Origin of the sequence: Acidithrix ferrooxidans (genome assembly GCF_000949295.1) — a bacterium.
GTDB classification, from domain to species: Bacteria; Actinomycetota; Acidimicrobiia; order Acidimicrobiales; family Acidimicrobiaceae; genus Acidithrix; species Acidithrix ferrooxidans.
The window spans coordinates 12,549-35,102 of record NZ_JXYS01000029.1 but is presented as its reverse complement, the minus strand read 5'-3'; the positions used below and the strand labels follow the sequence as shown (position 1 = coordinate 35,102).

Below are 22,554 nucleotides of genomic sequence, written 5' to 3'. Positions count from 1 at the left end.
TGGGTTTTGCCCAATGCGCTTGCTCGTGGTGCTTAGATTCTGCCATGGCAGTGAGAGCTTGCCACACACTTACACTTATGCTATGGAGTTCTGGAACCACAACACCGCCTACCATGTCTTCATTCTTGAGGTAGCTCATGGCCTGAATGGGGACGTGCTTGACGTTTCGGTGTGGGGAGGGCCTTTTGCTTGAACGACTATCTTTCCTTTCGCGATCTGTAGTTGGGATCGACCCTGATTCTTGGGCGATCATGCGAGCCCGTGTGCGAATTGATGGGTTAGAGAATGTGAGAGTCATCGAGGGTGATTTCATGGAATTGATATCGAGTACGACTCTTATGACCTGGTCACAATGGTTGCTAGCCTTCATCACATGGAATTTGAGAGAGCGATTTCACGGGTAAAACTGCTCTTGCGTCCCGGGGCAAATTGATAGTGATTGGTCTTAGCGCTAATAAGTCGATCGGAGATTGGACGCTATCAGGGTTGTTTCTTCCGGCCGTTCGCCTTATGAGTCGACTTCACTGGGAAGTTCGAGGGATCCAGGTGGTGACTAAGGTTCCGAGTCAGAGTCTGCGAGAGATCAAAGTGATCGCTGGTCATCTTTTACCGAATTGTAAGATCAAAAGAGGGCTTTATTATCGCTACATCCTTAGCTGGACGAAGGTCTAATAGTCAATTTGGTATCGATATTTTCAGAGATAGCATAATTTTCAGATAGAACGGGGAGGCTGCATTATACAAAGCTCTCCAACTCATATGTGAGACTTGGGGTGTTATTGGGGCCTCTTTGGTCAGATGGTTATCTAATTTTGGTTTTCGTCTGGGGTCTCTCGAAATTTTGTTATCGCTGCGATGGTTGTCTAGTAGGTCTCTGTGGTGACTTTATAGGAGTAGAAATATGAACGTTGGCGACTTGGTGGCAGATTTTGAACTGTACGACCAGAATGAGCAGTTATTTCGTTTGAGCGAAAAGTTAAAGGGCGGTCCAATAGTTCTGTTTTTTTATCCCGCTGCCATGACTAAGGGATGCACCGCCGAGAGTTGTCATTTTCGCGATCTCAAAGAGGAGTTTGAGCGGGCTGGCGCACAGCGCGTTGGGATTAGCGCCGATAAAGTTGCCAAACAAAAGGAGTTTTCCAACCTTCATGACTTTGATTACCCGCTTTTATCTGATGTCGATCAGGTCGTAGCTGAGCAATTTGGGGTAAAAAGGCGATTTGGTCCTATACCCGTCAAGAGGCACACCTTCGTTATTGGTCAAGATCAGAGGGTTCTTGAGATCTTTGCCTCTGAGTTTGCAATGAATGCTCATGCTGATAAGGCCCTTGAGTTCTTTAGGACCAGACAAGCCGGGTAGGTTGGCAGGTTGATCCAGAAAACTTTTGAGCGATCTTTTTTATAGATCAGTTATTCCTGAACTTTAAAGATATCTATCCATTTACAAACTATATTGAACATATGTTCGATATAGTTTTATTATGGGCAGACAGGATTTAGCTAAATTTTCGGCAATTGTTGCTCCAACAACTTTAGCTATCGATCAGCGGATAGAGGTTCTGGATAAGTTTAGGGACATCTTACCTAACTCTTCTTTGCGTCGGGGATCGGTTGGTGTGCTTGGCGGTGAATTAGGGAGCGGAATTACATCACTCTTATTTGGACTTCTGGCAAGACCTAGCTCTATGGGGAACTGGATTGCTATCGTAGGCAGCCCGAATCTTGGTTTTGCTGCAGCTAGGGATCATGGCGTCGACTTGAAGAGACTTCTCAATGTGAAGTGTACCTCTTCGGAGGCGGTTGAGATCGCCGCCATTATGTTAGATGGCTTTGATATTGTAGTTTTATCTTCTCCGCTTGATGCGACTCGCGCACGAAAGCTTTCGGAACGCACAAGAAAGACAAAGTCGATCCTTATCTATCTTTCTACCCTTGGAAAAAAAGGGGCGACCTGGCCGGGTAGTTGTGACTTTTCCTTATTGGCCAAAGGATCGAGTTGGCAACTCGATGGAAGTGCTCCAATTGCAACTAGAACGCTGAAGATTGAAGTGAGCGCAAACAAGTGGTCCGCTTCCAAGATGCAACTGGTCGTTGGACTATGAGGCGTTATGGATCCAGTCAGAGTCTGTTCGAAGAGTTAGATCAGGTAAATACTCCACGAATGCTCGTCATCTTTGTCCCTAACTGGCCTTTTCTGTCACGTTCGATCTCTCAAGATCAACAGGCGATTGTGGTTGACAACAAAAGGGTAGTGGCGGTTACATTGGCTGCACGGGCTCTTGGCATAAGAGTTGAAGATCGCATTGAGGCCACATTGGAAAAATCCTCGGAGTTGTTGGTGATCGACTCCGACTACGACTTAGAGCTCTCGCAATTTGAAAGAGTGATCAATGTCGCAGAGGAGTTTTGCCCTGAGGTCGAGGTCTTTTCTCCTGGTCTGTGTGGCTTCAACCTAAAGGGACCGGCAAAGTATTTTGGTGGTGAGGCGTCTCTCTTGAAAAAGCTCGCAAAGGCGCTGGGAAAGATTGACTTTGAGGTCTATGCGAATCCCAGCAAAAAGAGGCGGAGTCCGGATCGACCTTTCTCAAATTCCACCTTAGAAGAGGAGTCAACTTCTGACTATGGTAGTTGGTTTTTGTTCGGCGTGGCCGATGGCCTCTTTTGCGCTAAGGTCGCCTCTGGCTTTGGCGTTGTGGTCAAGGTGGGTTTCACCAAGGAGTTTCTATCGGGTTTCCCTATAGAGGTCTTCGGGCAAGGACACGACTTTGAAACTATGAGATCCTCTGGCATCGATAAGGTCTCCGATCTACTGGAGCTTCCTCGCAATTTGCTTATCGAACGATTTGGTTCGATGGGTAGACGACTGTTCGAGCTGGGAAATGGGATAGATGGCAGTGGGATTCAAAAGAGGGATGTGAAGGCCAGCCACTCTGTTAGAGTCGAATTTGATCCTCCGGGCTATTTGGCTGAGACAATTATCTTTTCCATGAGATCAAATGTGGATCTTCTTTTTTCCTCCCTTTACGACAGAGGACTCTATCCGCTAAGGGTGAGAGTGGTCTTTGAGACGGAGTCGGCCGAGACTTTCTCTAGGGTGTGGACCAGTGGGATTCCTATATCTACTCAGTTTCTTTTGAGTTGGTCCCGATGGCAACTTGACTCGTGGACTACGCCTAATTCAAAGACCAATCGAGAGCCACCAAGTTCAGGGGTGGTCTATTGTGAGGTTGAGGTCCTAGATGTCACCTCGAACCCCTCGGTACAGCTGGATCTCTATTCCTGCGCCTTTCACCCCAAAGAGCAGGTCTTGAGGGCGATTGAAAGGGCCAAGGCGCGCCTTGGAGACGGCTCGATTACCGTTCCGAAGAGCAATTCGGGAAGATCTCCGAGAGATAAGTTTAAGTTGATTGAGTGGCAGTTGCAACTCTTTGAAGAACCTCAAGATTCATCGAGGATTAGCTCTTCTCCTTGGCCGGGCCAGGTCCCAGGTCCTGAACCATCTTTGGTCTTTGATCCTGTGGTTCCAATGGAGATATTAGGAGTTGATGGCCTAAAGGTAAGCGTTAGCGGATCGGGGGAGTTTACCTCGGAGCCGCACGAGATAGTTATCAACTCTCTTTTTGAGAGGCCTAAGAAGATCTCAAAGATTATAGGACCATGGCCGATGAACGAGAAGTGGTGGGACTCCAAAAACTCTAAAAGGCTAGCAAGAATCCAAGTTGTGGCTGATGACGGAGTTGCGATGATGGCGATAATTCAAAACTCTAGATGGTACCTGGAGGCGATCTATGATTGATCATCTTACGGCTGGTCGATTCTTTAGGCCCCTTGAGGTCGAGAGGTATTTGCCCCAGAGACCCTTGGTCGTTCGGGTTCACAACTAATATTGTAATCGAACAGATGTTCGATTACAATATTAGTTGTGAACGATAACCCAAAATACGCCGAGCTTCACTGCCACTCTAATTTCAGTTTTTTGGATGGTGTTTCAAGTCCAAGTGAGATAGTTGAACGAGCGATAGATGCGGAACTTCCGATCTGTGCCATAACTGATCACAATGGCCTCTATGGCGTCGTGGCTTTTGCAGGAGCTGCACGAGGGACCTCTCTCAAGACGGTTTTTGGGGCTGAGTTGACCATAAACTCCACAAAGCCAAGAGACAATATTGAAGATCCTCAAGGTGAACATCTAGTTATCTTGGCTAAAAACCCCAGTGGCTATGCGAGCCTTTCTCGCGTGATTTCCAAAGGTCATTTAAAAGATTCAAATAAGGGGGTCTTTGATCTTTCTCTTGATGACCTGTCTCGTTGTGACTATACGGATTGGGTCATACTTAGTGGATGTCGCAAGGGTGGCTTGTCGTCCGCTTTGATTGAAAATGGTCCCCAGGCTGCTCGAAGAGTTGCCAAAGAGCTCTCTGAAATCTTTGGTAGAGATAGGTTTGTTATCGAGTGTTGGGATCATGGAGATCCCCTAGATCAAGCCCGTAACGATGAATTTGTTAAGATCGCCACAGACCTTGACTTGAATTGTGTTGCTAGCAATAACGTTCACTACGCCAGTACTAAGAACGCTAAATTGCATTCGGTTACCGCTGCTATTAGGGCTGGCAAGAATCTAGATGGAATTGACGGATGGCTTCCGGTGGATCAGATGGCGCACTTGCGTTCTCCGAGGGATCAACTTCGTCGCTTTCGTAGATATCCAGAGCTGGTCTCTCGGGCCTATGAGATTGGCCTTGAATGCGCATTTGATCTTTCACTGCTCGCTCCGGCTCTGCCTAATTCTTTGGTTCCCCATGGTCAGTCTCAGACGTACTACCTTAGAAGCCTGACTATGAAAGGGGCGACCGAACGCTATGGTCCAAAGGATAACGAGAGGGTCAAGGGGGCCTATGCTCAGCTTGAGTACGAACTTAAAATAATTGAAAGGTTGGGATTTGGTGGATATTTTTTGATTGTTTGGGATATTGTACAATTCGCTAGATCCTCTAATATCTACTGCCAAGGCAGGGGGTCGGCTGCAAACTCTGCAGTTTGCTATGCCCTTGGAATAACCAATGTTGATCCGGTCTCGCTGGGGTTGCTATTTGAGAGGTTTCTTTCAACAGAGCGAGATGGCCCTCCAGATATCGACGTTGACTTTGAAAGTGAGGCTCGGGAAGAGGTTATTCAGTATGTCTATGAAAAGTACGGTCGTGACCGTGCCGCCCAAGTTAGCAATGTAATTACCTATAGATCGCGTTCAGCCATACGAGATGTGGCGAGGGCTTTTGGCTATCCAACCTCTGTGATCAACACTTGGTCAAAGCAAGTGGACCGCTATAAGTCCTTGGCGGAAATGGTGGCTGTTAGAGATGCAAAAGGGGAGCCGATTTTAGATCTTCCGCCAAGAGTTGCGCAGTTCGCCACTGAGATTGAACGGTCTCCGCGACATTTGGGTATTCATACCGGTGGAATGGTGATTTGCGATCGGCCAATTGTGGAGGTATGCCCGGTTGAGTGGGCTCGTCGTCCTGGAAGAACCGTACTCCAATGGGATAAGGATGATTGCGCTATAGCGGGTTTGGTCAAGTTTGACCTTTTGGGTCTGGGCATGCTAGAGGCCCTTCATCGCATGGTGGATACGGTCTTTGGTTACTACGGGCAAAGGTGCGACTTGGCGCTAATTCCCCAAGAAGATGTCGTCTACGAGATGCTCTCACAGGCGGATACAGTAGGAGTCTTTCAAGTCGAGAGTCGGGCACAGATGGCAACGCTACCTCGACTGAGACCAAGACACTTTTATGATCTTGTTGTTGAGGTGGCTCTGATAAGGCCAGGACCCATCCAAGGTGGTTCGGTTCACCCCTATATCCGCCGACGAAATGGTCTAGAGAAGGTTACCTATCTTCATCCATTGTTAGAGAAATCTCTCTCTAAGACTCTTGGGGTACCTCTATTTCAAGAGCAACTCATGCAGATGGCAATCGATGTGGCCGGATTTACCCCATCTGAAGCAGACCAGTTGCGCCAGGCTATGGGATCCAAGAGATCTAAAGATCGAATGGAAAAACTCAAAGTTCGCTTTTATGAGGGGATGGCTCGAAATGGTATCGTCGAGAGGACGGCAGATGAGATCTTTGCGAAATTGGAGGCCTTTGCCAACTTTGGGTTTCCCGAGAGTCATTCGGCGTCGTTTGCCTATCTGGTCTACGCTTCGGCTTGGTTCAAGTACTTCTATACTGCTGCATTTGCAGCCTCGATTATTAATTCTCAGCCAATGGGTTTTTGGTCAAGAGAGACTCTTATAGAAGATGCTAAGAGACACGGTGTTGAAGTGCTAGGTCCACATGTGAACTTCTCAAGCGTTGAATGCACCTTGGAAGGGCCATCGGTCGTGAGGGACCCCTCTTTTGTTGCCTCTGGGAATGAGAGGCCGAAATCCGAAGGTGGCTACATCTCTGACATCCATGAACGTTGTCGGATTGGGCCCAATCTACGAATAGGAATTGGTCAGATAGCCAAGGTAGGCAAAGCCATGGCATCTTCAATAGTTGCGAATGCACCATATCTAAATATTGAAGATCTTGTGATCAAGACGTCAATTGATAGAGCGCAACTTGAGTCTTTAGCTAGCTCAGGGGCCCTCGAGGGACTTACCTCAAGTGGGGCTGGAGCTACCTTGACGAGGCGGCAGGCGATTTGGATAGCAGAGCCTTTGGCTAGGCGTGCCTCGAATGGTTTGCCCGGAATGACACTTGGAGACGAGGCTCCAAAACTAAAGGAGATGACCTCTAAGGATAGGAGCTACATGGATTTAGCCGCATTTGGAATGACACCAACTAGTCATCCAATGGCATTTTTTCGGGATCGATTGTCTGGTTTTGGTGTCTCTTTGGCAAGTGAGCTAGTGGCGCGTAGAAATAGAGATCGAATTAAGGTCGCAGGAGTCGTGACCCATCGTCAGCGACCGGCAACGGCTAACGGGGTAACTTTTATCAGCCTTGAAGATGAGACTGGATTGATGAATGTGGTGGTGGCAAGGGATATATGGGATAGCCACAGACAGATAGTTAGGCTTTCGAATGCATTGATCATCGAGGGAGTTTTGGAGAGCTATTCCGGAGTGGTAAATATCGTGGCTAAGCATATTGAGCCTCTCGATATCTCCATAGGTTCAATGTCGAGAGATTTTCACTAGCTCTTTCGACGTCGAACGGATATGGTGATATTAATTTAAGTTCGTGAACAAGATCCCAAGCCTTGTTATTTTTAGCTATTTCCTGTTGTTCTTTGAGATAGATCTTTATATAGATTATTTTGCTAGATCTCTTTAGCGCCAAATACTTCAAATCTAATTTTGTACCTTATGCCTTTGATATCCAAGTTAAGTTTTGCTTATTAGATAATTAATCTAGGTAAATAACCATTTTAATGTGACTTTTTATGTGAGATAGCGTTTAGTGATTTGATCCGATCTTTATAAGTAAAAAGTTGCTAGCCGTTTTAATTATAAAGTGTGTCATTAGCTTAGATAATTGATTAATTATAAATTTATCTTGAATAAATATTCTCAGCTTTTATAAAGTGACTTCGGTGCTTTGGTCGCCACGATGGATCGAGGATCAACTTGATCGGTACCGAAGATGGAACTAGGCACTTGGTAAAAGATATAGCTAACCTATAAGACGATGAAAGCGGTGACTGTAGGTATGAATATCTGGACTTGATTGTACAAAATGCGCTATATCGCTTTTATGTGTTGGTCTTTAGTACTCTAATAGCTATCTCAGAGCTATCGAAATAGCTAAAAGGTCGACTCTTTGGTTGGCGGTGACATCGAACTTCTCAAAGGTTTTTATTCTATCTTTGTAACCATCCATCTGGTCTATGACCTTCCTTCGGCGCCTCATTCGTGTTTGGTACTTTCGGCGGACAAGATATAGTGATTGGCGAGGTGATGGCGCCTTTGACGGTCATCTTTGACTCCATTGAAAGCGCCTCATTTTATTGATCTTTGTGCTGCTGATCTCTGTGCTAGTTGGTTTAACTTTCAAAGAAAGAGATATTGATTTTCAATTGAGGGTTAAGGCATGGTTTCCACCTGAAATATTAGACATATTAGGATTTTCATATTTCAGATAAGATTACCTATCTGGCTAATTTATTACTACGAAATCTGTCAGTGGTAATAGCGACCATTAATTCAAAGATGTATCTATTTTTGGTTTTTGGTTAGTTCCATCTACGACGACAAAAACTAATGCGCCTATCGCAATTGCGGTGCCGATGATTTGGTTGAGATTTACCTTATCTCCAAGTAATATCCAAGCAAATATCATTGTCACAATCGGAGTGCTAAGGGTAAGAATAGAGGCCAGAGTTAGCTCCAAATGGCTGTGAGCCCAATTGATGAAGAAGTGACCACTACCTGGAATGATCGTAAGAATTGCAACCAAATATAGGCTGTGTATTGTGATTGAGCTGGCACCGCCCAGAAAGATGCCAAATGGAAGGACTACCAACGCAGCGGAGATTTGCATGCCTGCTTGGTATTCAATGGTATCTATTTTGAGGCGGGCTTGTTTGGAAAATATAAAGTAAAGTGCATAGGTTACTAGAGCCAATAGGGCAAGGAAGTCTCCAAAGAGTGAGTCGTGTCCCGACCTAGGGGCGCCAAAGACGACAAGTGCTGTGGCTGCTATGGCGACAATGGAACCGAATATCGTTTTGGTGGTGACTTTTTCTCCGAAGAGTCTTCCAGATACCGTCATCAAGAGGGCAGGCTGCAGCGCGCCGATGACTGTTGCTGTGGTCGGTGAGGTGTACTTTACCGCGCTGAAGAAAAAGAGGCTGTTTAGGCCGAATGCCACACCTCCCCAGAGGCCCAGCTTTAGGATTCTAACGGTAAGTTTTCGGCGGGTCGAATAAGCCATTGCGATGGCAATTATGGCTCCAAGGCTCATTCTAAGGACCGATAACAGAGGTCCGGAGATTGGAATCATTCTTGCTAGAACGTTGCCGTAACCCCATACAGCGACTGCATATGATGCTGCGAGAACTCCACCTGGTGAGTTTTTGGTGGTGGCGTGCTTGACATTCATCTTTGGCGGTTCCTATTCTTTGTGTTGCAGCTTTTAAAGGGTTGACTTTTTGGGTCTCCCATCAAGCTTCAGAAGGAAGTTGGTTGATTCGATGAATCAAATGATCTTCCCGATTTAAGGCGATCTATCCCAAATTGAGTGATATGGCGTGCTTAATTAACTATTAAAAGTTTGCCTTTGCGAGCTTTGGAATTTGCCGACCCCGCTCGTATGGAATCCTGCTGGCTGCTCTCAAAGCATTTGACATTATTTGTCAAATAGCTCTCATTCCCACAGGGCAAAATCTCTTGTGGTACCTCCACTAAAGCCTATTGTTTTACCTTGAGGTGGTCTGTCATTTATAGCGACAAAATAATCCATTATTTGTTGGAAGCATAAATATATGGTCATTAGTTAGTTATTCGTTTCCCTAACGGCTTATTGGTGGGGTATGGCTCGGTTAGGCGGAAAGAATTGGGCGATAAATGTTATAAATTCGCAGATATCGACCTTGGATGATGTCAAACTCTATTATGGAAAATTCGACATTGATTGCGGACGAGGTTACAGTTCGATTTGGCGGTCTGGTTGCTTTGGATCGAGTTTCGCTAAATGCCAATTTGGGTGAGGTTCATGGAGTTATTGGCCCAAACGGGGCGGGGAAAACGACACTCTTTAATGTCTTGTGCGGATTCGTAAAGCCGTCATCGGGAAAGTTGACCTACTTTGGGAATGAAGTCAAGACACTACGACCAGAGCAGCTTTCAAAGATGGGAGTCTCTCGAACCTTGCAAGGTCTGGGCCTCTTCTCTCGAATGACAGTGCTTGAAAATGTGATGATTGGCGGGACATCGCTGACCAAAGTGGGGCCATTTCGCTCCTTATTGGGAGCAGGAGCGACTGTCACCGAGGAGGCTCGAATCAAGGATTTGGCGCTTTCGGTGATTGCAGATTTGGGTCTTTCCCCTTTTACTAAACGCCTTCCTCCGTCGTTACCCTATGCCATCCAAAAGAAGGTTGCTTTAGCTCGAGCACTAGTTCTATCTCCGAAGTTTATCCTTCTTGATGAACCAGCTTCTGGTCTTTCCAACGTTGAGATGGATGAGCTCGGTGATTTAATCCTGGGTCTCTCCAAGAATTTGGGTGTTTTGCTGGTCGAGCATCATATGGATTTGGTCATGCGGGTATGTTCGACAATTACAGTCTTGGACTTCGGACGGGTGATAGCGAACGGGAATCCCAGCGAAATTAGGGCAAATCCAATAGTAACCCAAGCTTACCTTGGGGAAGATGTTACTATTTGACACCTTCGATTATTGGTTTGAAGTTTACTTTTTACAAGGGGAGAAAAAGTTGCTCATAGTTGAAGGGCTTTCCGCGAGTTATGGCCCGGTGAAGGCGCTACGCGGAGTTACCATGTCGGTCGATCGATCTAAGATCACGGCGGTCCTTGGAGCTAATGGCGCTGGTAAAACGACGTTGCTTCGTACATTGTCTGGATTGGTAAAGGCAATTGATGGAAGTGCATCCATAGACGGATTGCACTTCGAGAACAAGAACCCAGAAGACATAGCTCGAATGGGAATCTCACACGTTCCCGAAGGGCGTGGCGTTGTTCAGGAGATGACGGTGGATGAAAACCTTCGCTTGGGAGCAATTTGGAAGAAGGATTTTGACATTAAATCCAAATTGAATTGGGTCTATGAGCTATTTCCACCACTGCTTCCGCGATCCGCCAAGGCAGCCTTTACCCTTTCTGGAGGCGAGAGGCAGATGCTTGCCGTAGGACGAGCATTGATGTCTGAGCCAAAAGCCCTTCTTTTGGATGAACCATCCTTAGGGCTGGCTCCATTGGTTACTGCCGGGATAATGTCACTTCTTCGAAAGCTATGTGACGATCAGGGCCTTGCGGTCTTACTAGTTGAGCAAAATGCGAGAAGTGCCTTATCGGTCGCTGACGAAGCTGTGGTGCTCTCTTTGGGCGAGGTGGTCGTATCAGACAAGGCCTCTGCTATCAAGGAAGATGCAGCTTTACGCCATCACTATTTAGGTTTTTAGGTGCCCAATGGGAGACTTTTTGACGATGGAATTTGATTTGGGGGAAGATTGAGTAACCTTGGTAACTTTGTGCTGATTGGTTTGAGCAATGGCTTGATCTATTCAGTTGTGGCGATATGTATCGTTTTGATCTTTCGGTCCACCAGAGTGATTAATTTTTCACAAGCCGCATTGGCTATGTTCTCTACCTATGTGGCTGTCTCCCTCATAGATCGGGGTGTGCCTTACTATCTGGCATTTTTGATCGCGGTAATCTTTGGTTTTATAGCCGGGGCACTGATTGAGCGCTTTTTGATGAGGAGGGTTGAATCGAAATCGCCCCTTAATGCTGTGATCGTTGCAGTTGGCGTACTTATCACCCTTGAAGCGATGGCCGGCGTCATCTGGGGGGCAACTCTCAGAAACTTTCCATCCCATTTTTCTTTGATAGGAATCAAAATTGGGAAATCAAGATTAGGTATTTCACCCTTTGACATATTCATATTGGTTGTTGTCTTGGTCTTGCTTGGTGCTTTAGTCTTTTTGTTTCGCTATACCAAACTTGGAATGATGATGCGGGCTTCGGCTTTTGCTCCCGAGGTGGCACGACTCTTAGGGGTTAGGGTTGGAAGGATGTTGACGTTAGGGTGGGCGTTGGCCGGTGCTGGCGGTGCCGTTGCAGGAATGCTCGCAGCCCCGCGTGTCTTTCTATTTCCAAACAATATGGATGCAGTTTTAGTTTTTGCCTTTACAGCTGCAATCATAGGTGGACTTGATTCGCCGGTAGGCGCTCTTGTTGGAGGGTTGATAATGGGAGTATCACTCTCGCTAATAGGCGGCTATCTGGGTTCGGACCTAGAGAATCCGGGTGCATTTTTGATTCTGGTGGTAGTACTGATGGCCCGGCCACAAGGACTCTTTTCTTCAATTTCGGAACGGAGGGTCTAATGGAGGAGTCCACGATTTCGGGTGAATCAAATGAGAATCTCGTCTCAGAGATTCCACCAAAGCAATTGGATCAAGCTGCGTCAGAGAAGATCAAGTTGCCCTTATGGAGATTGCCACTTATTCGTAATTGCGGAATAGGAATTGTCGCAATTGCCTTGTTTTTTGTAATAAGCGGTCACTTAAGCCTCTATCGCAACTATCAACTTGCTGAGGTGGGGCCCTATATATTGGCGCTTTTGGGCCTGTCTCTTTTGGTTGGCCAGAATGGTCAGATCTCCATTGGACATGGAGCCTTAATGGCGATCGGAGCTTGGACCTTTGCCCTTTTTCAACTTCATACCAAATTACCATTAGCGGTTCTTTTGATCTTGGCGACGCTGGTGACCTTTATCTTTGGTTCTTTGTTGGGATTGGTGGCTGCTCGACTGAGGGGACCCTATTTGGCGGGCACTACCCTCGCTTTGGCGTTGGGATTACCCGATATAGCGACTCGATATCGATCTCTTTTTGGTGGTTATCAGGGGCTTCAAATTACACAACCATCGCCACCTGCCTTTTTGGGCGCAACCTTTTCTGCTCAGCAATATCTAGCTGTTATTGATATGATTTGTATCGTAATTGGTATCATCATATTTGCAAACCTCATACGCTCCAAGACGGGGCGCAATATGAGGGCTGTGAGGGATGACGAAATTGCAAGTCGAATTTCGGGAATTTCAGTTCAAAAGACCCAAGTCTTCGCCTTTGCTGTCTCCGCTGGGGCTGCTGGTTTGGGCGGCGCATTGTTGGCTTTGGTTTCGTCGAATGTCTCTCCGGGCGCATTTACCCTTACCCTTTCAATATCTCTTTTGGCTGGAATGGTAATCGGGGGAACTGGAACCATAGCAGGTCCGATTTGGGGCGCATTCATAATGGTCTACGTACCACAGTGGGCCACCACGGCTACAGAGAAATTGAACCTGAACCAGGGAATCGCGGCGAATCTATCCTTGGGCTTATATGGAGTACTTTTGATCGTGATTATCTTGTTGGCTCCAATGGGGATACAGGGTCTTTTGAGAAGTGGATTTTCAAAGGTTGTGTTGAGACGACAAGGCAAATTATCTAAGTGAGACTATTGAGCCTTCTGGCTGACTTTCATCATTTTTATCCCATGATAACGCTTTGAAGCTCCATAATTCGATGGCGGCGATCAGATGGATATCTTTATTATTTGACTATAGATCGTCCCAAGTCGGAGTTTTTGTGCCTTGAGGTCGGCTTCTAATTTTTAAGGTTTTTATCTGATACGGGATCGGTCGTCTTGTTTGAATAATTTTCTTATCGATCTCTATTTTTATCTCCCAAAACTGTGAATTGACCAACATTTCGTCCGCGGATTGTCTAGTCTTAGTGAATCACATTAGACAACTATTGATCTTGGTTCGGGCGGGGTGCTCGAAGCCATGAATGGTCAGTATTTGTCGTTGATAATTAGGGGGAAATAAATGGGGAATAAGCGTTCATCGTTGACGAAACGCTTTCGTATCTTGGCAGCGGCTGCTTCATTAAGTTTGCTAGCAGCAGCCTGTGGTAGTTCGACAACTTCGTCCGGATCTTCTGGGTCGAGTTCGACTCCAGGGGCAACAAAAAACACTGCATCTGCTCCTGGGATTACTGCTACAAGCATTTTGTTTGGATCGCACCAGCCATTGACTGGACCAGCAGCACCGGGTTATTCCGAGATAGCGCCAGCAATACAGGCATTTTTTGACTATCTCAACGCCCATGGTGGGGTATACGGGCGAAGTATTACCCTAAAGTACGAAGATGATGCCTATAATCCGGCTCAGACTGTTCAGGTGGTACAAAAGCTTGTCTTACAGGACAATGTGTTTGGTATTTTGGGCGGTTTGGGTACGCCAACTCACCAAGCAGTCGTCAACTTTTTGAATACCAATAAGATTCCGGATATCTTTGTCTCTTCGGGTTGTGATTGTTGGAATCAGCCTAAGATCCACCCTTATACCTATGGATTTGAGCCTGATTACATAATTGAAGGCAAGATCTTAGGAACCTATATCAAGAGCAAGTATCCCGGAATGAAGATCGGTGTCCTCTATCAAAATGATGATTTCGGTGGCGGTGGATTGATCGGCCTCAAGCAGATATTGACCTCAGGACAGATCGTCTCGGCTCAACCGTATGACCCAACTACTCTTGCTAATGGTCTTGGAACGCAGGTTGCCTCACTTCATGCGGCAGGTGCCCAAGTAGTCGTACTCCTAACGATTCCAGCTGCTACAGCGTTGGCGCTCTTGGCGATGGCTACCACTGGATTTCAGCCCGCTCTTTTGAGCGCGTCCGTTGGAGCTGATCCTTATACTCTTTCTGGATTGGTGAGTAACTTCTCCAAAGGAAAGGTGGGCGGTTCAGCCTTGCAAGGATTGCAAACCTTGACCTATCTGCCACCAGCTGCCAATACCTCGGATCCGTGGATTACGCTATTCAAGAAGATTCATGACAAGTACGATGCATCGCAACCCTTTGATGGCAATACGGTATATGGAATGTCTATGGCCTATTACACCTCGTTAGCAATGAAGGCGGCCGGCCAAAATCCAACTCGTCAGTCCTTGATAAATGCAATAAACAGCCAGGGATCGACTTGGGTTGGACCAGGTCTCGTTCCGATGGGTTATTCAGCCACTCAGCACCTTGGCTTTATGGGGGGTGAAATTGTGACGATTGGTGCGAATAACACCGTGACTCCAAGCTCGCCTATCTATGTTACCAACGTAAATGGTGCAGTTACCACTCATGCATCGGCAGAGGCTCCGGTGCCTGCGAATCTGAAGTAAGAGACGCCTAGGGCTCTCTTAGTCGAGATTTCGAAGCAACCTCGCATTGAGGATAGTCGTCAGCTTTGGCGGCTATCCTTTTTGCGTTTGGCGGATATTTTGCGGCTGATTACCAATTGGATTGAGTTGTTGCCTTGGTCATAATGAAATGATGGGTTATCCATGACCTTTGCCCGCTTGAGTTGTTTTCTTGGTTTGTGAGTGTGGAAAATTGAGGTTGTGGAACCTTTGGTACCTATGTGACGTGGGAATATATTGGTTGTGCTAATAGTTGATTGGCTTTTGTAGGGCGATTGGACTGTGCATTGATTTTAGAGAAGAAGTAATGTACGAACATTTGCGAATTGAAAGTAGTCTGGCTACAAATGAACAAAACTATTATTTCTATACACGCACACCCAGATGATGAGTCTTCAAAGGGCGCTGCTATCATAGCTCGCTATGTTAGCGAAGGAGCCCGGGCAGTCTTGATTACGGCCACCGGTGGTGAAGAGGGCGACATTATTAACCCTGCAATGAAGACAGATTATGTTCGAGCAAATCTCGCGATGATCCGATCTCAAGAGTTAGATGAGGCAGTCAAGATCATTGGTTATCATCGCCTTGTAAAATTGGGCTACAGAGATTCGGGAATGGTAGGAACTCCGGCAAATGAGAATCCATCTTGTTTTGCTATGGTTCCAATCGATGAAGCCGCCAGCGTTGTTGCCCGCGTCATTCGCCAGGAACGCCCCAGTGTTATGCTCACTTACCCAGAGATACAGAGTCGCTATCCACACCCTGATCACGTTAGGGTCTATCATCTTTCCATGCGAGCGATGGAGTTGGCTTCAGACCCAGCCTTCGAGCCTCAAGGCGATGCACCTCACGAAATTGAGAAGGTGTATTATCACATTTGGACTAAAGAGCGGATCCTCGCGATTCATGAGAAGTTTATTGAGCTGGGCTTAGAGTCACCTTTTACATCTGGTTGGTTTGAAGACGCAATCCAGGATTACCTCGCAACAACAAAGATAGCGCTCAAGGGCTTTTCTCAGATACGGCGGGATGCACTACTGGCGCATCGCACACAGATAGATCCGAACTCACCGTTTTGGTTTGGTCTTGACGTAGATGACGAGCTCGACGCATACCCGACGGAGGACTTGTATCTAGCCAGGGGACCCGTGGGCTATGAATTCGTCGGAATTGAAGATGATTTATTTGGTGGATTGTAGACAATCAGATTAGGTGCTTTGGATTTTCCCTAACAAATTGTTCCAGAGTTTGCTAGCTTTGGTTTTGGGTACTTTTAAGGCTCGATAGGTGCCTTGGCACCCCGTGTTTTGTTAATTTTTAGTATTGTAAGATGAGGTTATTGGGTGTCTAAATATTTATGGTTGAGCAAGGAATGGATAGACGAGAGCGCCAAGTTGGCCGAGGGTCAGCCAGAGCGTCAAGGTGCTACTGCTCGTATTCAGTATCGAATTGAGGGTGGTCCCGATGGCAATATTCTTTACTACTGGATCATTGAAAATGGTAAGCTCATCGAGAGTGACCTCGGAGAGCTCGACGGATCTGAGATTACCCTCGTCCAAAATTACGACGATGCAGTCAAAATTCAGAAGCTTCAGCTAGATGCCAACGCCGCTTTTATGCAGGGTAGGATGAAAGTAGAAGGCAACATTGGCAAGTTGATGTCACTCTTGCCAGTTACGAATTCTCCGGAATATCGTCAACTACAAAAAGATATCCTAGAGATTACGCAGTTCTAAGCTTTTGGGTCGGCCTGTTCGGCCAAAAAGACGGTGTGTCTTTGGCATTACTATTTTGAATCGGATTCAGCCCCTTGATGGGTTTTGTCGCAGAGATGTTAGGCAACCTATATGGGTTGCCTAACTTTATTTTTGGTCATATTTGTTTTCATGCGGTTCGTCCATTAAGTAATAAACTCTTCCTGATGACTTGAATCAGGGAAGTTTGGCCGCTAGTTCTGGGTCGTATCAAGTCCAACCCTATATATCTTTTAGAGGTGCTCTGGAGCGGGTCTGGCCTTGATCGAGGCCAAAGGAGATGGTGCCGGCGCTTATGCTACCTGCAGTGGATGCTGATTTTGCTGGTTGGTTCAAGACGCAAAGGCATTTTGCCTTTGAAGATGCCGATCGATGCAGAGTGCCGGTTTGGTTCTTGCCGCACCCAAAAAATTGTCTTACTATAGCTAACGCTTTAGAGCATGAGGCGAAATATAGGTTCTTGGGTTCCATGAACGTGCAAGTCGATTTCAGAGATGCCGAGTTTAGTGCTAACCGTGACGGTGGTAACTAGGCCTCCCTCGGCTTCAAGCTTCAGGACCCATAGCCAAATTTGACGATTGTAACCTCGCTTATAATTGTCATCAGTTGGTGTTTTGACTTGTGGATAATCATGTTAGATACGATTAATGCTTCGTACGACGTTGAGTGCATTTCTTGTTCGATAGCTCGATCAATAGAAAGATTGGCACCGTCATTGGTTGCTCGCCGCTACGGTCGAGAAGGAGATCGTAGATACTAGTAGCTTGATTGTCGTAAACTCCAAAGTGGAGCACAAACTCGATAGCGAATTTCTCAGGAGTGCTTTGCCTTACGATGGACGTTTGCATTCAACTGTTTTGGGCCGTGTTTCGCCACTGTTAGGTCCTGGGTCATTAGGTTCTATGAGTTTATGATCTATACGACCTTGGTCATAGCTAGGCGCGACCCTATCTTAAGATATGTACGAATACTATTTTTAGGGTTCAATTTAGAGTCGAACCCTAAAAATAATTAAGCTTGGTCCTTGGACTCAGTGGCTGATTTGCTCTGGTCGGACTCTTTTAGTCCTTTTTCGAATTCGCCTTTTGCTTGACCCAATGAACGGGCCATCTTGGGTAGCCTTGAGGCCCCGAAGATTACAACGATTACTAGCACTACAATTAGTGCGTCTTGTCCCAATAGCTCGGCTAGCAAGTTAACCATCCTTATGTTTGGGATCTCAGCTTATATAGAGATCACCTTAGAAGCCATTTTAGCCCTTAGTTGATGGTTGAATCTGCAATTGACTCAACACGGAGCTTAATGTTCTCCCATCGTACACTATTTGATCGTTCGACGGAGGTCGGATTGAACTTTCTTGAGCTCTCGGTAGCCAATGGGCGTTATCTTGAAGTCGTTTATAATTTCCAAGGCAACTTTGGAGGTCAGAAAAGCTCTTGATGAATCGTAATGGCTAGATTGCGGGCCCATCAGCGCCTCGAGCTCGCTCCCTTGTGCCGAAGGTCGAAATGAAATCTCTGTAATTCCCGGAGTGAGAGCTGAAATTGCCTTTGTGAAAGTATCTATCCCAGGCTCTTGATAGTTGCCATCTTGGTCGAAGTTGCAGACCTGGTGCGTCGGGGAGACGATACCTTCGTCGGCTGCTAATGCGCCAGCGGGAAAGCCTAAGTGGATTGTCTCGCTTTCGAATGGAATTCGAAGTGGTAACTTAAATTCGATTGCGATATCTAATAGAACGTCGAAGAATTCCGGTCGAAGGATTAGTGCCTGTTCTTCTGATGCTAAATGAGAAGGGTCGAAGCCCATAAAAATGGCTCTTTCAATCTGCGCTCTACACTCACGCCTTACTTCGTCGGTGTCGGCATGTTCCCATAGTTCCACCCTTGAACTTGGAAATTCTCCCGAGCCATTGAGAAGAGTGGGGGACTGAGTTAGCGGTGTCATCGAGAAGATGGAGTGACTTGAGGTAAAGACCAGCGAGACCCCAATATCTTCTCCACGATAGAGGGAGGTTACCTCTTTTGACCATGGGGCACCAACGATTAACCGTGCCGTTGTGGCAATTCCTTCACGTAGAGACTCGAAGATTCCTTCGTTGAATGAGTGCGAGAAACCTAGGTAGTCACAAGAGAAGATTGAAAGCTTGGCTTCAGGGTTGAAGCCGAGGCGCTCTAGGAGCTCATCTGTTTCCATTGGCCGTTACTCCACATTCGCTACACCTTACCCTTTTACGTTAGTCGTGAACTCCTAGTCCTGGGTTAGGGTCGCTCCCTTATTCTCAGCGAACTCGAGCGCATCGCTCTTTGAATCCGCTCTTTGAATCATTATTGCTTTGAGAAATTAAAAGGCGCCGTGCTTGCTCGATCTGCCAAAGTCCTAGCTTACGTGTTCTTTCATCAAGCTTCCAGTCAGGGGCCAAATGGTCATATTCGTGCGCTATGGTTTTAGTCTTGGTATCGTTATCTTCAATAAGTAGAATCTGTCCTCTCATGGAAAGAATCATCTCATACCACTGTGACAGTTGCTACGAACAAATGTTCGATATACTTTTTCTAAGATCCTCGAAGCCTCGGTGAGGACGATGGCCGTTTCAAGTTATCGAGGCTCGCCCCTGGGATTGATTAGCACTGGGATCTACTGGCACTAGGTGCGTCTTTGCTATCATATCTAACCTGTTGAGTTCGATCTCTTGCTAAGGGGCAATCGAACAGTTCGTAAATCAGTTTTTTGGAATTCTTGTTTGACAGAGATTGCGGTTGGCTATGGTCTATGCGACAGTAGATGCGAACCGTGAATTTCAAAGGAGTTACGTTATGGGCTCACTTGTTCAATTGTCTAGGTGCACAGTGCTAACCCGTGGGTTGATTGTCTTGTGAACATGACATTTACTTAACCTTTGCAAATTGGACCAAATCCTATCGAGCCTAGGCAAGTTGTCTGTTGATCCTTGGAGTGAGATGGTAAAACCATAGGAAATCTCTTGCCCAAGAGCGTTCTGCTTGCTAAGCTCGAAGGTCCCCTCAGGGTTCTCGTATCCAATAGCGGTGTCATTGTTTAGCTTGTTGCCTGCCCATGTATTTTTAGGTGTCCAAGGTGGATTTACAGGTCAAGAGCCAGTGCTCTGTGGATATTGCCAAGATCTTATTATCTGTCCACAAAACGCTACCGCTAGTTATTGATGGTTGGGAAAGCTAACCTAACTCAAGAGATCTATCTGGTAGAGGGATTTAAAGGCAGGAAATTATAAGGTTCAAATTTACACAAAAGGTGCGCGACCCTCGTTTTATTTGTAACGTCGAGGATCTGCGTGGTATCAGGTGTTTAACGTTCCTAGTGGTGAGGGCCTCTATTGGTTAGTGACAGCTGCCGATGGAGCAGTGGTCCAAAATATGGCGTGGGTTATAGCGAAAGCATTATTAGAGTCTGGGCGTAAAGTGTTATCTTTGCCTAACTCTGAGATTTTGTATCAATTTATCAAAGCGCTACTTTATCGATAGATTCCAAGGACCTATGCCGTTCTGAGAGTTCCTTTGGGACTATGGATTGAATCGGTGTAGCTACTTTCACTTGTTTAGCTTTGACGCGGATGGAGGATCATTTCTTCTCGCAATGTTGTATTTGGATTACTTTCAATGGGCCTGTGCATTTGGAGGTGCGGAAACTTGGCATATCAGCAATTGTCAATTGAAACTTGTCTTGCTCGCGGAACTTTATGTGACGATTTTTATTTGGCTCGAGCAAAGCTCGCCTCGAGCCATTGGTCTTGACTTCAAATAGTGCGAATATAGACGAAAACCCCCACTTAGAAATTTCTAAGTGGGGGTTTCTTTAGTTAAATCCAGTGGCTCCAGATGGTAATAGAAGCTGCTCTATCGCCCTGTAAAACCTATGGTTATTTTTATTCAGCCATTAATTAAGTGGATTGCAGTCCATTGTTGTTTGAGTTTGTTGTTTGGTCGATTTCAGAGGTGTATGAGATTCGAGGAATCCACTTGTTCTTGTCGGCGGCGTGGACCGGTCCACCGTTGGCTTCATCAACTAACCGACCGACGTCTTCTCCGGCAACAGTTTCAATCTCTAAGAGAGACTTTGCCACCGCTTCGAGACCGGACCTGTGTTTTGAGAGCAGAACCATGGCTCGTTCTTCTTGGTCGCGAAGGATTTTTTCAACCTCTTCGTCGATGACTCGCGATGTCTGTTCCGAGTAGTCGCGTGTATGCATTAGATCTTCGCCAAGAAAAACCATCTCTTGGCTTCCCCAAGCCATTGGTCCAACCTGGGCACTCATTCCCCATTCCCGAACCATCTTGCGCGCTAATTCGGTATTTCGAACTAGGTCGTTTGATGCACCGGTAGAAAGGTCGCCGTAGATTATCATCTCTGCGACCCGTCCGCCCATTCGAACTGCTAGAGAATCTTCAATATATTCTTTTGAGTTGATGTGCTTTTCCTCAAGTGGAAGCTGCTGTGTGACTCCAAGAGCCATTCCTGTTGGGATAATCGTGACTTTATGAACAGGGTCGGCATGTGGTAAGAGGTATGCGAGGACGGCATGACCTCCTTCATGAAAGGCAACTCTCTCTTTTTCTGCATCAGAAAGTACAACCGAATCTCTACGTTGACCCATGAGTACGCGATCTCTCGCCGCTTCGAAATCTTCCATATGGATCTGGTTGTCGCCGCGTCGAACGGCGTGTAGTGCCGCTTCGTTCACTAGGTTTGCTAGATCAGCTCCGCTCATACCGGGTGTACCGCGTGCGACTACTTCGAGGTCTACGTCATCAGCTATTCTCTTGCCGACGCAGTGAACAGCAAGGATTGGACGTCTTTCTTCCAAGTCTGGTAAAGGTACGACTATCTGTCGATCGAATCTTCCGGGGCGCAGTAGAGCTGAATCCAATATGTCCGGTCGGTTTGTCGCTGCCATCATTACGATGCCCTCGGTCGTATCAAAACCGTCCATCTCAGAGAGCATCTGGTTTAATGTCTGCTCGCGTTCGTCGTGGCCGCCTCCAAGACCTGCGCCTCGCTTGCGTCCAATCGAATCGATCTCATCTATAAAGATGATCGCAGGGGCCTGCTTGCGAGCAGTCTGGAAGAGGTCTCGAACCCGCGATGCTCCGACTCCAACGAACATCTCCATAAAGTCTGAGCCTGTAACCGAAAGAAAAGGTACACCCGCTTCTCCTGCTACCGCTCGGGCTAAAAGGGTCTTACCCGTTCCAGGAGGGCCTACCAAGAGTATTCCCTTGGGTACGCGTGCTCCTATCTCTTTAAAACGAGAGGCATTCTTTAAAAAGTCAACAACCTCAGTGATCTCTTGTTTGACCCCGGTATAGCCAGCGACATCATCGAAGGTTGTCTTGGGTCTTTCAGAAGAGTAAACCTTTGCCCGTGAGCGTCCAATTGACATTATGCCGCTCATTTGCCCTTGAGCCCGTCGATTTAGAAATACGAAGAGAGCAATTAGTAATAGCACTGGTCCTAGCCAACTAATCAGAAGGCCAATAAGGCTAGATTGCGACGTGGCGAAGCTGAGCGATACTCCCTCGCCTCGAAGCGTCGTGAGGTCGTTGGGGACCGAGGGCGATGGTCCATAGACGCTAAAAGTTGTACCGTCTTTGAATTGCCCAGTAATTTTGCCGGTGGAGTTATCAATCAGCGCCGTTGCAACTTGCTTGGATCCTGCATCTTGTAGGAATGTGGAATACGACAGCGTGGTTGCGGGCGTTGTTTTGAATACGTTCAACGTAAGTACCAAGATTAGGATTACGGCGACGGAAACTCCAACGAGCCACTTCCATGTTTGCTCCTGGCCTCCGGGAACTTTCTTTAGAGGGTTTTGACCCTGTGGCCTCATATCAGGCATTTGTCTGCTCATTACTAACAATC

Annotated in this window: 18 protein-coding genes; 13 read left to right on the top strand and 5 right to left on the bottom strand. The window is 46.6% G+C overall.

What is annotated here, in order from left to right:
* Positions 1–185: 185 nt before the first annotated feature.
* The 5 genes from AXFE_RS20360 (at position 186) to AXFE_RS06285 (ending at position 7,183) form a co-directional block, all read left to right on the top strand.
* Positions 186–404 (top strand): methyltransferase domain-containing protein, encoded by a 219-nt coding sequence (locus AXFE_RS20360; protein ID WP_235347669.1) that lies wholly within the window; start codon positions 186–188, stop codon positions 402–404.
* Positions 405–901: 497 nt separating this feature from the next.
* Entirely contained in the window at positions 902–1,360 is a 459-nt protein-coding gene (locus AXFE_RS06300; RefSeq protein ID WP_052605047.1) for a peroxiredoxin, read from the top strand.
* Between the two features lie 121 nt (positions 1,361–1,481).
* Positions 1,482–2,102: a hypothetical protein gene (locus AXFE_RS06295; RefSeq protein WP_052605046.1), complete on the top strand. Its 621-nt coding sequence runs from the start codon at positions 1,482–1,484 to the stop codon at positions 2,100–2,102.
* Positions 2,099–3,796 carry a DNA polymerase Y family protein gene (locus AXFE_RS06290; protein WP_052605045.1) on the top strand — a complete coding sequence of 566 codons (1,698 nt, stop codon included), beginning with the start codon at positions 2,099–2,101 and terminating at the stop codon, positions 3,794–3,796. Before AXFE_RS06295 ends, AXFE_RS06290 begins: the two co-directional genes overlap by 4 nt.
* 126 nt (positions 3,797–3,922) lie before the next feature.
* The gene (locus tag AXFE_RS06285) at positions 3,923–7,183 is read left to right on the top strand and encodes an error-prone DNA polymerase (RefSeq protein ID WP_052605044.1); all 3,261 of its coding nucleotides are present in this window, start codon (positions 3,923–3,925) and stop codon (positions 7,181–7,183) included.
* 1,000 nt (positions 7,184–8,183) lie between these two features.
* Here AXFE_RS06285 and AXFE_RS06280 read toward each other — a convergent pair.
* A complete protein-coding gene (locus tag AXFE_RS06280; protein WP_052605043.1) occupies positions 8,184–9,086 on the bottom strand; it encodes a DMT family transporter in 903 nt (300 codons plus the stop codon).
* A gap of 512 nt (positions 9,087–9,598) precedes the next feature.
* On the opposite strand from AXFE_RS06280, the gene AXFE_RS06275 reads away from it, so the two are divergent.
* The 7 genes from AXFE_RS06275 (at position 9,599) to AXFE_RS06245 (ending at position 16,644) form a co-directional block, all read left to right on the top strand.
* Complete coding sequence (locus tag AXFE_RS06275; protein WP_082058541.1) at positions 9,599–10,369, top strand: ABC transporter ATP-binding protein; 771 nt, start codon at positions 9,599–9,601, stop codon at positions 10,367–10,369.
* Between the two features lie 49 nt (positions 10,370–10,418).
* Positions 10,419–11,123: an ABC transporter ATP-binding protein gene (locus AXFE_RS06270; protein WP_052605100.1), complete on the top strand. Its 705-nt coding sequence runs from the start codon at positions 10,419–10,421 to the stop codon at positions 11,121–11,123.
* Between the two features lie 48 nt (positions 11,124–11,171).
* Complete coding sequence (locus AXFE_RS06265) at positions 11,172–12,050, top strand: branched-chain amino acid ABC transporter permease (RefSeq protein WP_052605041.1); 879 nt, start codon at positions 11,172–11,174, stop codon at positions 12,048–12,050.
* On the top strand, positions 12,050–13,162 hold the full coding sequence (locus tag AXFE_RS06260; RefSeq protein WP_052605040.1) for a branched-chain amino acid ABC transporter permease: 1,113 nt from the start codon (positions 12,050–12,052) through the stop codon (positions 13,160–13,162). The genes AXFE_RS06265 and AXFE_RS06260 overlap by 1 nt, the downstream gene beginning before the upstream one ends.
* Positions 13,163–13,537: 375 nt before the next feature.
* On the top strand, positions 13,538–14,890 hold the full coding sequence (locus AXFE_RS06255) for an ABC transporter substrate-binding protein (protein ID WP_052605039.1): 1,353 nt from the start codon (positions 13,538–13,540) through the stop codon (positions 14,888–14,890).
* Positions 14,891–15,255: 365 nt separating this feature from the next.
* Positions 15,256–16,107 (top strand): PIG-L family deacetylase, encoded by an 852-nt coding sequence (locus tag AXFE_RS06250; protein WP_052605038.1) that lies wholly within the window; start codon positions 15,256–15,258, stop codon positions 16,105–16,107.
* 144 nt (positions 16,108–16,251) lie between these two features.
* A complete protein-coding gene (locus AXFE_RS06245) occupies positions 16,252–16,644 on the top strand; it encodes an SCP2 sterol-binding domain-containing protein (RefSeq protein ID WP_052605037.1) in 393 nt (130 codons plus the stop codon).
* A gap of 1,029 nt (positions 16,645–17,673) precedes the next feature.
* Here the strand turns inward: AXFE_RS06245 and AXFE_RS06230 are convergent.
* The 3 genes from AXFE_RS06230 to AXFE_RS06220 all read right to left on the bottom strand — a co-directional run bounded on the left by AXFE_RS06230 (position 17,674) and on the right by AXFE_RS06220 (position 19,153).
* A complete protein-coding gene (locus AXFE_RS06230) occupies positions 17,674–17,865 on the bottom strand; it encodes a twin-arginine translocase TatA/TatE family subunit (protein ID WP_200891199.1) in 192 nt (63 codons plus the stop codon).
* A 117-nt stretch (positions 17,866–17,982) separates the two neighbouring features.
* Positions 17,983–18,855, bottom strand: a complete 873-nt coding sequence (locus tag AXFE_RS06225) for a carbohydrate deacetylase (protein ID WP_052605034.1) — start codon at positions 18,853–18,855, stop codon at positions 17,983–17,985.
* Between the two features lie 85 nt (positions 18,856–18,940).
* Entirely contained in the window at positions 18,941–19,153 is a 213-nt protein-coding gene (locus tag AXFE_RS06220; protein WP_152625905.1) for a hypothetical protein, read from the bottom strand.
* An 826-nt stretch (positions 19,154–19,979) separates the two neighbouring features.
* Between AXFE_RS06220 and AXFE_RS19915 the strand changes: the two genes are divergently transcribed.
* The gene (locus AXFE_RS19915) at positions 19,980–20,159 is read left to right on the top strand and encodes a hypothetical protein (protein WP_160291750.1); all 180 of its coding nucleotides are present in this window, start codon (positions 19,980–19,982) and stop codon (positions 20,157–20,159) included.
* 416 nt (positions 20,160–20,575) lie between these two features.
* Here AXFE_RS19915 and ftsH read toward each other — a convergent pair whose 3' ends face one another.
* A complete protein-coding gene (gene ftsH, locus AXFE_RS06210; RefSeq protein ID WP_235347667.1) occupies positions 20,576–22,531 on the bottom strand; it encodes an ATP-dependent zinc metalloprotease FtsH in 1,956 nt (651 codons plus the stop codon).
* Positions 22,532–22,554 lie beyond the last annotated feature (23 nt).